Here is a 14,665-nt window from a genome sequence, read left to right as displayed (position 1 = left end):
CCCTGCCCCCATCCGGGGGCACTTTTCCTCTTGTGCGGTTACGATTTGCTTATGCATAACGATCGAGGATAATAAAGACATTGCGTATCAGTGATATGCCCCAATACTGTTGGTATATCCCCAAGAGACCCTGACATAGCCATGCCTGAACACTATCGTTTTTCCTTGCCTGTAAAAGCAGGTGACCAACGCCAGTTGGGCGAACTGACAGGCGCGGCCTGCGCCACGCTGGTGGCGGAAATTGCCGAGCGCCATCCGGGGCCGGTGGTGCTGGTTGCCCCGGACATGCAAAACGCCCTGCGCCTGCACGACGAAATTCGTCAGTTCACCGACAGTCTGGTATTCAGCCTGGCCGACTGGGAAACGCTTCCCTACGACAGTTTCTCTCCGCACCAGGAGATCATCTCCTCACGCCTGTCGACGCTGTATCAGCTCCCCACCATGCAGCGCGGCGTGCTGATTGTGCCGGTGAATACCCTGATGCAGCGCGTCTGTCCGCACAGCTATTTGCACGGCCATGCACTGGTGATGAAAAAAGGCCAGCGCCTGTCGCGCGATGCCCTGCGCGTGCAGCTTGACGGAGCCGGTTACCGTCATGTCGATCAGGTGATGGAGCACGGCGAATACGCGACGCGCGGTGCGCTGCTGGATCTCTATCCGATGGGCAGCGACCAGCCGTATCGTCTGGATTTCTTCGATGATGAGATCGACAGCCTGCGCGTGTTCGACGCCGACACCCAGCGCACGCTGGAGGAAGTGGACTCCATTAATCTGCTGCCCGCCCATGAGTTCCCGACGGATAAAACCGCCATCGAACTGTTCCGCAGCCAGTGGCGCGACAGGTTCGACGTGAAACGTGATGCCGAACATATCTACCAGCAGGTCAGCAAAGGCACCCTTCCGGCCGGGATCGAGTACTGGCAGCCCCTGTTCTTTAACGAACCGCTGCCAGCGCTGTTCAGCTACTTCCCGGCCAATACGCTGATTGTTAACACCGGGGATATCGACGCCAGCGCCAGCCGCTTTGAAAGCGAAACGCGCGCCCGCTTTGAAAACCGGGGCGTTGACCCGATGCGTCCGCTGCTGCCGCCGGAAATGCTGTGGCTGCGTACCGACGAGCTCAACGCCGAGCTAAAACGCTGGCCGCGTATGCAGCTCAAAACCGATTCGCTTGCCGATAAGGCGGCGAACACCAATCTCGCGTTCCGGACGCTGCCCGATCTGGCCGTCCAGGCGCAGCAGAAATCCCCACTCGATAACCTGCGCAAGTTTCTTGATTCCTTCACCGGGCCAGTGGTGTTCTCCGTTGAGAGTGAGGGTCGTCGTGAAGCGCTGGGCGAACTACTAGGACGGATCAAAGTTGCACCGAAGCGCATTCATCGCCTGAACGAAGCGACCGGAAATGGTCGTTACCTGATGATCGGCTCCGCCGAGCACGGATTTATTGATACGCTCAATAACCTGGCCTTGATTTGTGAAAGCGACCTGCTGGGCGAGCGCGTGGCGCGCCGTCGTCAGGACAGCCGTCGCACCATCAACCCGGACACCCTGATCCGCAACCTGGCCGAACTGCATCCCGGTCAGCCGATCGTTCACCTGGAACACGGTGTGGGTCGCTATCAGGGAATGACCACCCTCGAAGCAGGCGGCATCAAAGGTGAATACCTGATGCTGACCTACGCGAACGACGCCAAACTGTACGTGCCAGTGTCGTCCCTGCACCTTATCAGCCGCTACGCCGGTGGCGCGGAAGATAACGCGCCGCTGCATAAGCTGGGCGGCGACGCCTGGTCACGCGCGCGGCAGAAGGCGGCGGAAAAAGTGCGCGACGTGGCCGCCGAGCTGCTGGACATTTACGCCCAGCGTGCGGCCAAAGAGGGTTATGCGTTTAAGCATGATAAAGAGCAGTACCAGCTGTTCTGCGACAGCTTCCCGTTTGAAACTACGCCGGATCAGGCTCAGGCCATAAATGCCGTGCTGAGCGACATGTGCCAGCCGCTGGCGATGGATCGCTTAGTCTGCGGCGACGTGGGCTTCGGTAAAACCGAGGTAGCAATGCGTGCCGCTTTCCTGGCGGTGGAAAACAACAAGCAGGTGGCGGTGCTGGTGCCGACTACCCTCCTCGCCCAGCAGCACTTCGACAACTTCCGCGACCGCTTCGCCAACTGGCCGGTACGCATTGAGATGCTGTCGCGTTTCCGCAGCGCCAAAGAGCAGACGCAAATCCTGGAACAGGCAAGCGAAGGCAAAATTGACATTCTGATCGGCACCCACAAGCTGCTGCAAAGCGACGTGAAGTGGAAAGATCTGGGGCTGCTGATCGTCGATGAAGAGCACCGCTTTGGGGTGCGCCACAAAGAGCGCATCAAAGCGATGCGCGCCGACGTCGACATTCTGACCCTGACCGCCACGCCGATCCCGCGCACCCTGAATATGGCGATGAGCGGCATGCGCGATCTGTCGATTATTGCCACCCCGCCGGCGCGCCGTCTGGCGGTGAAAACCTTTGTTCGCGAGTACGACAATCTGGTGGTTCGCGAGGCGATCCTGCGTGAAGTGCTGCGCGGCGGCCAGGTATATTACCTGTATAACGACGTTGAAAACATTCAGAAAGCCGCCGACAGGCTGGCAGAGCTGGTGCCGGAAGCGCGCATCGCCATTGGTCACGGCCAGATGCGCGAGCGCGAGCTGGAGCGGGTGATGAACGACTTCCACCATCAGCGTTTCAACGTGCTGGTATGTACCACCATCATTGAGACCGGGATCGACATTCCGACGGCGAACACCATCATCATCGAACGCGCGGATCACTTCGGCCTGGCCCAACTGCATCAGCTGCGCGGGCGCGTCGGGCGTTCGCACCATCAGGCCTACGCGTGGCTGCTGACGCCGCATCCGAAGGCGATGACCACCGACGCGCAAAAGCGTCTGGAAGCTATCGCCTCGCTGGAAGATCTGGGTGCTGGTTTTGCGCTGGCGACGCACGACCTGGAGATCCGCGGCGCCGGTGAGTTGTTGGGTGAAGACCAGAGCGGCTCCATGGAAACCATCGGTTTCTCTCTGTATATGGAGCTGCTGGAAAATGCCGTCGACGCGCTTAAAGCCGGACGTGAACCGTCTCTGGAAGATCTCACCAGCCAGCAGACCGAAGTGGAACTGCGCATGCCTTCCCTGTTGCCGGATGATTTTATTCCTGACGTGAATACCCGTCTGTCGTTCTACAAACGCATTGCCAGCGCGAAACGTGAAGGCGAGCTGGAAGAGATTAAAGTCGAACTGATTGACCGTTTTGGGATATTGCCCGATGCGGCGCGCAACCTGCTGGATATTGCCCGCCTGCGTCAGCAGGCGCAAAAGCTGGGCATTCGTAAGCTTGAAGGCAACGAGAAAGGCGGCGTAATTGAGTTTGCCGAGAAGAACCACGTCGATCCGATGTGGCTGATTGGCCTTCTGCAAAAACAGCCGCAGCATTTCCGTCTTGATGGCCCGACGCGTCTGAAATTTACTCAGGATCTGACGGAACGTAAAATCCGCATGGACTGGGTGCGTAACTTTATGCGTCAGTTGGAAGAGAACGCCATCGCATAACGGTTTCCCCCGCCAGCGCCCGGCTGGTGGGGGACAATTTACAAACTCTTTGCACTTCGCCCGATCTTCCCGACCATACATTCGCCATAATTATCATTAACGCCTTATAAAACAATAACCTTATCATTTGTATGGATTATGATAATGATGATTTCTTCGCGTTTTACCCGCTGGTTAACTCTGGTTGCGCTGGCCGCGACGGTTGCCGTCGCGCTCCCTGCTCGCGCCAATACCTGGCCTCTTCCGCCCGCCGGCAGCAACGTCGTAGGTGAAAACCGCTTTCACGTGGTTGAAAACGATGGCGGTTCGCTGGAAGCGATTGCTAAAAAATATAACGTCGGGTTCCTGGCGCTGTTGCAGGCCAACCCGGGCGTAGATCCCTATGTGCCCCGGGCGGGCAGCGTACTGACGATTCCGCTGCAAACCATCCTGCCGGACGCGCCGCGTCAGGGCATTGTAATTAACCTCGCCGAACTGCGTCTGTATTACTACCCGCCGGGCAAGAACGAAGTGACCGTTTACCCTATCGGTATTGGTCAACTGGGGGGCGATACGCTGACCCCTACCATGGTCACCACCGTCTCTGATAAGCGCGCTAATCCAACCTGGACCCCGACGGCAAACATTCGCGCCCGTTATAAAGCTCAAGGTATCGACCTGCCTGCCGTGGTGCCTGCTGGCCCGGATAACCCGATGGGGCACCATGCCATTCGCCTGGCGGCCTACGGTGGGGTTTATCTTCTGCACGGAACGAATGCGGATTTTGGGATCGGGATGCGCGTCAGCTCCGGCTGCATTCGCCTGCGCGATGACGACATCAAAACGCTCTACCGCGTGATCGCCCCTGGCACGAAAGTGAATATCATCAATACGCCGATTAAAGTGTCTGAAGAGCCGGGTGGCGTCCGTCTGGTTGAGATCCACCAGCCGCTATCGAAAAACATTAATGACGATCCGCAGACGCTGCCGATTAATCTGAATGCCTCGATGGTGAGCTTTAAAACGAATGCAAACACCGATGGCGCAGTGATGGAGCGGGCGATGGAAGCGCGCTCCGGGATGCCAACCGATGTCACGCGGCATCATGAGGTTGCTCAGCAGTCAATGTAAACGGTAATAACGACAAACGCCCTGCATTAGCAGGGCGTTTTTTTTTGCAGTGGCATAACGGAGGGTTGCGTTACGCTTATTTGTAGATAACTGCGGTACCGTGCAGGGTGTTAGGACCGGTCACAGAGGTGATGCGGAATGATTTCGCACCCATTTCGTCAGCTTTTTGTGCCAGCTGATCTTCCAGAGAGCCGAGGTTAGTCCCGGCAGTGGCAGAGATGGTACCGACTTTCTGCTGGTCTGCTGGAGTGGATTGCACTTCAACAGCAGCGAAGCTTGCGAAAGAGAGTGAACTCAGAACGGCGGCAGCGATGAGGGTTTTAACGTTTTTCATGATTTTATACCTTTGGGCAGATGATGTAGTGGTCGTTAGTTATTTAGTTAACGATCGATAGGTAAATGATAGATGTGATCCAGGTCACACGTCAACCCATTTTTATAATGGTCGTTAAATTAATTTCATTTTCCTTATATTTCATAAATATAAAATTAAATTATTTTTAAGAAATCACCGCTGGTCGTCGCAGACGTTTATTTTTATAATGACTATTCAACAAAACAACAGAGGACCAACGGCACATGACAACCGATGTCACGCGTTGTGCAAAGAAAAGCCGTGGCCGACCAAAAGTGTTCGACAGGGATGCGGCGCTCGATAAGGCCATGACGCTCTTCTGGCAGCATGGGTATGAAGCCACGTCGCTCTCCGACCTGGTGGAAGCAACGGGCGCGAAAGCCCCTACCCTGTACGCAGAGTTCACCAACAAAGAAGGCTTATTCCGGGCCGTTCTGGACAGATACATCTCGCGCTTCGCGGCAAAACACGAAGCCCAGCTATTCTGTGAAGAAAAAACGGTTGAGCAGGCATTGCAGGATTATTTCTGCGCAGTCGCAACCTGCTTTACCAGTAAAGACACGCCCGCGGGCTGTTTTATGATCAACACCTCCGCGACCCTCGCGGCATCGTCGAAAGAGATTGCCAACACGGTCAAATCGCGCCATGCGATGCAGGAGGAGACGCTCAGCACGTTTCTGGCTCAACGCCAGCAGCGCGGTGAAATTCCGGCGCATTGCCGTCCGCAGGAGCTGGCCCAGTATCTGAGCTGTATTCTACAGGGGATGTCCATCAGCGCCCGTGAAGGCGCGACGCTGGAAAAACTGCAGGGGATTACGCAAACAACGCTGCGCCTGTGGCCTGAACTTCTTAAACTCTGACGCAAAAAAAAGCTCCTCAGCCTGAGCGCATGAGGAGCTAAGTTCAGAGAACATCTTTTTTACACTTTGTTATTCAGTATCAGCTGACCATTGCTGTCGAGAGGGATCTGCGTACCAGGATCTTTATCCATGCGGATTTTGCCCTGCTGATCGCCAATTTTGTAGGTTACGTCGTAGCCCAACATTTTTTCAGACTTGTCATACACGGTTTTACAGCGCTGCTGCGTTGTGGTGTAGGTATCATTTTCCTGCATCGCGCCCTGCACCTGGTTACCGGCATAACCGCCACCCAGCGCACCAACTACCGTCGCGACATCCTTACCACGGCCACCACCAAACTGATGACCAATCACCCCACCAGCAACCGCGCCCAGCACGGAGCCAGCGATACGGTTTTCATCCTGAACCGGACGACGATGGGTGACAGAAACATTACGGCACTCCTGACGAGGCGTCTTGACCGTCTCTTTAATCGGTGTAGCGGAAACCACCTGCGCATACTGCGGGCCACGATCAAGTACGTTCAGACTGGCAACGGCAGCCACACCTAACGCAGCTGCGACGCCAATCCCTATACCCGCCAACATTGATTTATTCACGGGACTTCCTCCTTTGTTGCAATTGGTAGCAATTTTGCAGCGCAATAAACACTTCGCCAATAAGATAAAGGATCAAAAAACCGCGGGATGAGCTGGGATAGCGTCTATTTAAGAGAACTCTTAAGCATCAGGAGCGAAATGCACAGCATGATGTGCTAAGAATTCCCTCCGGAGAGCCCGGAGGGAGGGAGAAATTAGTGCAGCTTCAGGCGTGGGCGGATAACGCGGTTGATGCGGCCGACCAGCATCATCAGGCCGGTTTTGAAGTAGCCGTGCAGCGCAATCTGGTGCATACGGTACAGAGAAATGTACACGAAGCGGGCGATGCGCCCTTCCACCATCATGGAGCCGCGCATCAGGTTGCCCATCAGGCTGCCCACGGTGGAAAAGTTTGAGAGCGACACCAGAGAGCCGTGGTCTTTGTAGACATAGGCTTTCATCGGTTTGCCTTTCATCTGCGCCAGGATGTTATGCAGCACGAGGCTTGCCATCTGATGCGCGGCCTGAGCGCGAGGAGGCACAAACCCGCCTTCCGGACGCGCGCAGGAGGCACAGTCGCCGATAGCGAAGATGTCCGGATCCCGCGTGGTTTGCAGCGTCGGCTCTGTCACCAGTTGGTTAATGCGGTTTGTCTCCAGCCCACCGATATCTTTCATGAAATCAGGCGCTTTGATCCCCGCAGCCCAGACCATCAGGTCGGCCTGGATGTATTCGCCATCTTTGGTATGCAGTCCACCCTCATCCGCGCTGGTCACCATGGTCTGGGTCAGCACGCGCACGCCCAGTTTGGTCAGCTCGTTGTGCGCCGCGCCGGAAATACGCGGCGGCAGCGCAGGCAGAATACGTTCACCTGCTTCCACCAGCGTCACATTCAGCGCTTCATTAGTCAGCCCTTTGTAGCCATAGCTGTGCAGCTGTTTGACCGCATTGTGCAACTCCGCCGATAATTCAACGCCCGTTGCGCCGCCGCCCACGATAGCAATGTTAACCTTGCCGTTAGCACCCATGTTGTTGGTGTACTTCAGGAACAGGTTAAGCATCTCCTGATGGAAACGACGCGCCTGATGCGGGTTATCCAGGAAGATACAGTGCTCTTTTACGCCTGGGGTGTTGAAATCATTGGACGTACTGCCCAGGGCCATCACCAGCGTGTCATAGGCCAGCTTGCGCTCAGGAACCAGCAGCTCGCCTTTATCATCACGCAGCTCAGCCAGCGTGATGGTTTTATTTTCACGGTTGATGTCCACCACCGAACCCAGCTGGAACTGGAAGTGGTGGTTACGCGCATGTGCCAGATAGCTGAGCGCATCCACGCCCTCATCCAGCGACCCGGTCGCCACTTCGTGCAGTAACGGCTTCCACAGATGGCTGTGGTTACGATCCACCAGCGTGATTTTGGCTTTCTTACCGCGACCCAGTTTCTTACCCAGCTGCGTCGCCAGCTCCAGTCCGCCAGCACCACCGCCGACAATCACTATCTTTTTCAATGGCGTAGTCAACGTGACCCCCTCAAATTATTAACCAATTGTTAATTAAAAGTTATATAAATAACCCTTAATTAACAACAGGTTACTGCGCTGAAACCATTCAGATTCATTGAGAATAGCACGTCAGGCGCATTGGTCATACCAAAATTGATATGTATCAAGTTTTGATGGTTTAAAAGTAGACAACTCCGACAAAAAAGAGGCCCGGCACGCTTTCACGTACCGGGCCTCTATCAGGTTCAGGGAGATCAGCCCAGCGTTTTGAAGGCCTTAATACGCTGCAAATGCGGGGAAATATTTTTGAACTTGTGGGTCTGCTCTTCGTCCCAGACAATTTCGTAGTAATGATGCAGAAGTTCGGCAGCGCGGGAGCTGTCCAGCGCTTCATCTTTGCGGGAGAGGATCGCCAGACACCGGTCGCGGTTCTTTTCGCGGAAATTGCTCACGCATTTTGTTGCGATATCGGCGTACTCTTCCGGACGGTCAATCTTGCCTTCCATGTTTTCGTTTGGAAACAGGTTAGGATTAAAAATGACCTGACGGATATCGCACAAAAAACCGATGCGCTCTGCCCAGTATCCCCCCAACCCCACGCCGCAGATCAGCGGACGATCGTCGATATTGAGCTGCAACATTTTGTCCACTTCTTTAAGCAGATGCTGCATGTCATGCTTCGGATGACGCGTGCTGTAACTGATTAGCCGGACATCCGGATCGATAAACTGCAATTGCAGCACTTTCTCATGATTACCAGGACTGTTTGAGTCAAAACCGTGTAAATAGATGATCATCGTCTCACCACGCTACGCCTTCCGGGATGAATTAAAGGGCTGCTTTATGTGCCTGCCAGCGCTCGTTCAGGGCTTCAAGCCGGGCGTTTACCGTTTTCCAGCGCGCCGAGTCCATCAGCTCCTGACGACTAAATGAACCTTTATGATACAATTGTGTAACACGTTCAGCATTGATCGGCGACAGGTTATCCAGCACGCTCACCGCCCCTTTACGATTATTGCAGACGAGGATCATATCGCAACCCGCATCCAGCGAAGCCTGCCCACGTTCGGCATAGCTTCCCATGATCGCCGCCCCTTCCATGGATAAATCGTCAGAGAAAATAACGCCATTGAAGCCCAACTCCTGACGCAGCACGGTTTTAAGCCAGTGCGGAGAGCCGCTGGCCGGACGCGGATCAACGTCACTGTAGATGACGTGCGCAGGCATAATAGCGTCCAGCTTGTTATCGGTAATCAGCGAGCGGAAAACAGACATATCTTTAGCGCGAATGTCTGCTTCCGGGCGCGGATCGCGCGGGGTTTCTTTATGGGAATCCGCCGTCACCGCCCCGTGGCCCGGGAAATGCTTGCCGGTGGTTTTCATGCCCGCATCGTGCATACCGTCAATGAAGCGCGTCGCCATTGCCAGCGCGATACGTGGATCGTCATGATACGAACGCTCACCTATTGCCGCACTAATGTGTCCTACGTCCAGCACCGGGGCGAAGCTGATATCGATATCCATGGCGATCATCTCGCTCGCCATCAGCCAGCCTGCGTCCTGCGCCAGTTGACCGCCCTCTTCAACACCCAGCAGCGCAGCAAAAGATTGTGCGGCGGGTAAACGGGTAAACCCTTCGCGGAAACGCTGCACGCGTCCACCTTCCTGGTCGACGGCCACCACCAGGCGATTGCGTGACGCCGCGCGGATCTGGCGAACCAGCTCGCGCAACTGCGCCGGATCGTGATAATTGCGGGTGAAAAGAATCAGCCCCCCTACCAGCGGGTGCGCCAGAATTTCGCGCTCTTCCGCATCAAGCTCAAACCCTTCAACATCCAACATTACTGGACCCACACCAACCTCTCTTATCCTTTCGTTTGTAACTGACGCCAGGCATCATTTGCCAGCGCAATAAATTGTTCGTCATCTGTCTGCTGAAGGCGCATTTCAAACCATCCCGCCATCAGCATCAGCACCCACGGACGCCAGCGCGCGACCTGCCGCGCAAGGGTGAGTACATTTATGTTGGCGTTTCGGGCATAGGCGGTTATCAGCTGCACGCGCGAAGCCTCATCAGGCATCCAGACCGCAGCGAGTTCAAGCGCCACGTCACCGTCCCCTGCATATTCCCAGTCGATAAGTTTCTCGCCCGCCGTGGTATGAACGATATTCCCCGCATGGACATCCATATGCAGCGGCGCCAGACGTAACGCCTTCGGCTCTCCCGCTTTACGCAGCCGCTTAAGCTGCGCCAGCCAGAAGGGCGTGCGTCGTCCAGGCGCAGCCTGCTGCCAATAGCTATCCAGTAATGGAAGTAACGTCACCCGCCAGCCCAGACGCGGCTGTCGATGCAGATGATACAGCATGGCTGCCAGCGTGGGCGTATCGGGAAGCTCGCTTTTGATCTCACCCGCAATAAACGCCACCGCCATCCAGTCCCTGATAAAGAGATGAGGTTTCGGGGCAAGGTCGCCGGGAAGGCGCTTCAGGGCGCGGAACTGGCGACGAAAATGGGCGGCAGGCGCGGCGGCATCGTGATGCTGACGTAAAACCAGCCGATGGTCGCCACGCTCAATAATGCAACTCGCGCCGCCAAGCCCGACGGGGGCTTGCGGCGCGATAACACGGTACTGGGGGAAATAACGCGTCTGGACATCCTGACGCGTGCGCTTATTGTTGCGTAACGGCACCTTTACCTGACCAGATAATTTCGCCGGTTTGAACCAGCATTAACTGCATCTGCAACGACGGCGTGTTCACGTTGCCTGTCGCGTTAGAATAAAGGACATACTGCGCACCAACGTTGCGGGCGATACCAATCGCTTTACTGCGCGAACCCAGGCTGTCCTGAGGCGACAGACCAAGCTGTTGCTTGGCGACCGCGAGTTGCTGGGCTGAGACCAGCGTAAATTTACCGTTGTTTGCCAGCGCGTTGCGCAGGGTTTCCGTCGCTTCTCCCGCATTCAGTGAACCGTTTGTACGGTTGTTCACGCTGTCCACCAGCAGCACACTGCCAGGCGTAACGCCCTGTGCCTGCAACATTTTGCCCACCATCGGCTGCATCGCGCCGTTCCAGTCATAGTGCCGCACTCGCGGCGCAGGCTGCGCGGTATCGTCCGGATGTTCGATCGGGCCAGGCTGCGCCGGAATAGTCGGTACAGACGGCACGGTTGGAACAGGTTGCGCCGGTGTTGTTGGCTGTTCCGTTCCCGGCTTCGCCTGATCCACCGGTGCAGGTTCTTCCGTTCGCGTCACACAGCCTGCCAGAAAGAGTGCGAACGCACTCAGGAGCGCATAACGGCTCATTGTTTTAATCAAGGTTCACTCCTTACAAATAAAGATAAAGTCTCACCTTATGTGCACCCAGATAGCTGGCGCTGCCGTAGAGCGTGACCGACGATCTTGCCGGGACCGTCACGCTACGCGGCGCCTCAAGCGGGTGCATCTCAAGACCTCTCACGTCATACCAGTAGAAGCGATAATGCACCGTCACTGGCTCTTGCCTTTCGTTATAGAGCGTAGAGGAGGCAGAAGACTGGATTTCGCTTATGGTCAACGAAGGATTTTCCGCCGTGATGCCCGCAGCAAGCACTGAGGACTCCATCACCAGCGTCTGTTCTTCACTGACCGGGATGGCGGGACGCGCGCTGCACCCAACCATAACCAGCGTCACGATCAGCGCTGCAATACGCCCAGTTAACATATTAAAGACCTTTATGTGCCAGCATCGGTCCCAGTGGACGTCCACCCAGAAGATGCATATGAATATGATAGACTTCCTGGCCGCCATGGCGATTACAGTTCATGATCAAACGGTATCCATCTTCAGCAATCCCTTCCTGCTCAGCAATTTTCGCGGCCACCGTAAGCATACGGCCCAGCGCCACTTCATGCTCGGTTTTAACGTCATTGACGGTCGGAATCAGAATATTGGGAATAATAAGGATGTGCGTCGGCGCCTGGGGAGAAATGTCGCGGAAAGCCGTGACCAGTTCATCCTGATAGACAATATCCGACGGAATTTCGCGGCGGATAATTTTACTGAAAATCGTTTCTTCAGCCATGACCTTTTCCTTTTAAGTTTAATCTGGCGTCGTGCGTCCGTTGTTAACACACATTGTCTGTTTTACTGTGTGACACAACACAAGAGTATGAGCGAGTTTCTCCTGTCCTTTCAACCTTCTCCCGTGATTTCTTTCCTGATTATCGTCCATCTGGGTGAAGAGGCATCGCTTTAGGACATTTCTTTTCTGAAACCTGATTTCAGTTCATCCCGAAACATCTGTTTACAGCGTTAATCACAATGCGTATATTTCGCATTTGCATTTTCATGCGCATTTTTAACATAGAAAACGACGTCAGCCCGTACTAGCGGGACTGTCGCGCACTACCTTCACCATTCACTAAGGGTTTGATGATGTCTTTCATTAATCACACCAGGGATGGGCAACGTCAGCCTGCCGCAACACCTTCGTTGCTGGCCGCCTGCATTACTATGGCATTGACGCCAACCACCGCTTTCGCTGCTTCAACAGCCGAAGATACCGTCGTCGTTGATGGGGGTTTTGATAACACACAGGATCTTTCTGCCAGCCAGGATCAGGATTACAGCGTAAAAACCACCACCACCGGCACCAAACTGTTGCTGGTTCCCCGCGACATCCCACAGTCCGTCAGCGTTATCAGCCAGCAACGTATGGCTGACCAGAATCTGCAATCCATCGGCCAGGTGCTGACGAACACCACGGGCATTACGGCGCAGGTGCAGGACAGCGATCGTACCGTATTTTACTCACGCGGATTTTTCGTCAGCAACTACGCCTATGACGACCTTCCAACGTCCATCAGTGAAGTGTGGAACTTTGGTGATACCGCCGCCGATACCGCAATTTATGACCGCATTGAAGTGGTCCGCGGCGCCACAGGCCTGATGTCCGGGACGGGCAACCCGGCGGCGTACGTTAATATGGTGCGCAAGCATGCGGACAGCCAGGAATTTAAAGGCAACGTTTCCGCCAGCTACGGCAGCTGGGACAAGCAGCGTTACGTGCTGGATCTCCAGGCGCCGCTAGTGGAATCAGGTAAGGTACGGGGTCGTCTGATCACGGGTTATCAGGACAACGACAGCTTCGTGGATAACTACCACTACCGGAAGAAATTCCTCTACGGCGTGATGGATGCAGATGTTACCGACAGCACGACCCTCTCGGTAGGGTATGAGTATCAGGAAAGCCATACCGCCGACCCAACCTGGGGCGGGCTGCCGACCTGGTACAGCGACGGAAGTAAGACCAACTACAATCGCAGCCAGACCGTCGCGCCTGACTGGGCCTATTCAGATAAAGACAGCACCCGCATCTTCGCTAACCTGACCCAGCGTTTCGATAATGGCTGGGAAGCGCACATCAACGGCATGCATGCTGAAACCAACTTTGACTCTAAGCTGATGTATATGTCCGGTTATCCGGATAAAGAGACCGGCGCTGGCCTGGTGGGTTACGGCGGCTGGAACCGCGGGGAACGTAAACAGGATGCGGTCGATGCCTTCCTGCGCGGCGGCTTCGATCTCTTTGGCCGTCAGCACGAGATGATGTTCGGCGGCAGCTTTAGCCGTCAGCGTAACCATTACGACAACACCATGCCGGATGCAGTATACGGCATGGTTGATGTCGGCAACTTTAAGAACTGGAACGGGAACATTGCCGATCCGCAGTGGACGCCGTGGAAACTCTACAGCAAGGATGATATTCGCCAGTCTTCAGCCTATTCCTCTGCGCGTTTCTCACTCGCCGATCCGTTGCATCTGATCCTGGGGGCGCGTTACACCCAATACAACATACGCTATAACCCCGCTGGTTCGCCGAATACCCGTCTGGAAAGCACCAAAGATGATGTCACGCCGTATGCCGGCCTGGTGTATGACATCAATGAGGACTGGTCGACCTACGTCAGCTATACCTCTATCTTCCAGCCGCAGGATAAGCGCAATGCCAGTGGACGTTATCTCGACCCTACCACGGGTAAAAGCTACGAAGCCGGGGTGAAGGCAGACTGGTTTAATACCCGCCTCACCACCTCACTGGCGATTTTCCGCATTGAGCAGGATAACGTGGCCAGCAACACGTATACCTACATGCCGAGCGGTGAGTCGATTTATGAATCGCTGGACGGGGTGGTCAGCAAAGGGGTCGAGTTTGAGCTCAACGGTGCACTAACCGATAACTGGCAGCTGACCTTTGGCGCGACGCGTTACATTGCAGAAGATAAGAATGGCAACGCTGTCAGCTCCGATCAGCCGCGCACAACCATGAAGTTGTTCACTCGTTATCAACTGCCAATGCTGCCGGAACTGACCGTGGGCGGTGGCGTAAACTGGCAGAACAAAGTGTGGACGGACGTGGAAGGCGGTCCGGCAGGACGTTCCCGCGCGGAGCAAGGCAGCTATGGGCTGGTGAACCTGTTCAGTCGCTATCAGGTCACCAAAGACTTTGCTGTTCAGGCTAACGTCAACAACCTGTTCGACAAAGAGTATTACGACTACGTCGGATCGTATGTAGTGTATGGCGCGCCACTGAACGTTTCGGTTAGCGCGAGCTACGATTTCTGAGTATTAAGCCCGGTGGCGCTGGGTATGAACCGGAAACATGGGTAACACTTTAGACCGGATACATG

The 14,665-nt window shown here is 55.3% G+C and carries 13 protein-coding genes; 4 read left to right on the top strand and 9 right to left on the bottom strand.

Annotated elements, in window-relative coordinates; genetic code table 11:
- Nucleotides 1-141 precede the first annotated feature (141 nt).
- Nucleotides 142-3,588, top strand: a complete 3,447-nt coding sequence (gene mfd / locus ACQG1K_RS08655) for a transcription-repair coupling factor (protein WP_063199438.1) — start codon at nt 142-144, stop codon at nt 3,586-3,588.
- A gap of 144 nt (nt 3,589-3,732) precedes the next feature.
- Nucleotides 3,733-4,698: a L,D-transpeptidase LdtC gene (gene ldtC, locus ACQG1K_RS08650; RefSeq protein WP_022650791.1), complete on the top strand. Its 966-nt coding sequence runs from the start codon at nt 3,733-3,735 to the stop codon at nt 4,696-4,698.
- Nucleotides 4,699-4,774: 76 nt separating this feature from the next.
- Here ldtC and bhsA read toward each other — a convergent pair whose 3' ends face one another.
- On the bottom strand, nt 4,775-5,032 hold the full coding sequence (gene bhsA / locus ACQG1K_RS08645; RefSeq protein ID WP_006809234.1) for a multiple stress resistance protein BhsA: 258 nt from the start codon (nt 5,030-5,032) through the stop codon (nt 4,775-4,777).
- 245 nt (nt 5,033-5,277) lie between these two features.
- Here bhsA and comR point away from each other — a divergent pair, with 245 nt between their 5' ends.
- On the top strand, nt 5,278-5,913 hold the full coding sequence (gene comR, locus ACQG1K_RS08640) for a TetR family copper-responsive transcriptional repressor ComR (RefSeq protein WP_022647753.1): 636 nt from the start codon (nt 5,278-5,280) through the stop codon (nt 5,911-5,913).
- A gap of 59 nt (nt 5,914-5,972) precedes the next feature.
- On the opposite strand, the gene ACQG1K_RS08635 is transcribed toward comR, so the two are convergent.
- The 8 genes from ACQG1K_RS08635 to hinT all read right to left on the bottom strand — a co-directional run bounded on the left by ACQG1K_RS08635 (nt 5,973) and on the right by hinT (nt 12,057).
- Nucleotides 5,973-6,512 (bottom strand): glycine zipper 2TM domain-containing protein, encoded by a 540-nt coding sequence (locus ACQG1K_RS08635; protein ID WP_017384715.1) that lies wholly within the window; start codon nt 6,510-6,512, stop codon nt 5,973-5,975.
- 194 nt (nt 6,513-6,706) lie between these two features.
- Entirely contained in the window at nt 6,707-8,011 is a 1,305-nt protein-coding gene (locus ACQG1K_RS08630) for an NAD(P)/FAD-dependent oxidoreductase (RefSeq protein WP_017693633.1), read from the bottom strand.
- A 236-nt stretch (nt 8,012-8,247) separates the two neighbouring features.
- Complete coding sequence (gene ycfP / locus ACQG1K_RS08625; protein WP_367076235.1) at nt 8,248-8,790, bottom strand: alpha/beta hydrolase YcfP; 543 nt, start codon at nt 8,788-8,790, stop codon at nt 8,248-8,250.
- A 31-nt stretch (nt 8,791-8,821) separates the two neighbouring features.
- Nucleotides 8,822-9,847, bottom strand: a complete 1,026-nt coding sequence (gene nagZ / locus ACQG1K_RS08620; RefSeq protein ID WP_367076233.1) for a beta-N-acetylhexosaminidase — start codon at nt 9,845-9,847, stop codon at nt 8,822-8,824.
- A gap of 11 nt (nt 9,848-9,858) precedes the next feature.
- Nucleotides 9,859-10,683, bottom strand: coding sequence for a thiamine kinase (gene thiK / locus ACQG1K_RS08615; protein ID WP_048966196.1), 825 nt, complete (start codon nt 10,681-10,683; stop codon nt 9,859-9,861).
- Entirely contained in the window at nt 10,664-11,308 is a 645-nt protein-coding gene (lpoB, locus tag ACQG1K_RS08610) for a penicillin-binding protein activator LpoB (RefSeq protein ID WP_085929697.1), read from the bottom strand. The genes thiK and lpoB overlap by 20 nt, the downstream gene beginning before the upstream one ends.
- A gap of 13 nt (nt 11,309-11,321) precedes the next feature.
- Nucleotides 11,322-11,696: a YcfL family protein gene (locus tag ACQG1K_RS08605; RefSeq protein ID WP_022647747.1), complete on the bottom strand. Its 375-nt coding sequence runs from the start codon at nt 11,694-11,696 to the stop codon at nt 11,322-11,324.
- A gap of 1 nt (nt 11,697) precedes the next feature.
- A complete protein-coding gene (gene hinT, locus ACQG1K_RS08600; protein WP_006809243.1) occupies nt 11,698-12,057 on the bottom strand; it encodes a purine nucleoside phosphoramidase in 360 nt (119 codons plus the stop codon).
- Between the two features lie 353 nt (nt 12,058-12,410).
- On the opposite strand from hinT, the gene fhuE reads away from it, so the two are divergent.
- Entirely contained in the window at nt 12,411-14,600 is a 2,190-nt protein-coding gene (gene fhuE / locus ACQG1K_RS08595) for a ferric-rhodotorulic acid/ferric-coprogen receptor FhuE (protein WP_426721003.1), read from the top strand.
- Nucleotides 14,601-14,665 lie beyond the last annotated feature (65 nt).

Origin of the sequence: Enterobacter cloacae complex sp. 402C9, assembly GCF_050030745.1 — a bacterium.
Taxonomy (GTDB): Bacteria; Pseudomonadota; Gammaproteobacteria; order Enterobacterales; family Enterobacteriaceae; genus Enterobacter; species Enterobacter intestinihominis.
This window is presented reverse-complemented; position numbering and strand designations above follow the sequence as displayed.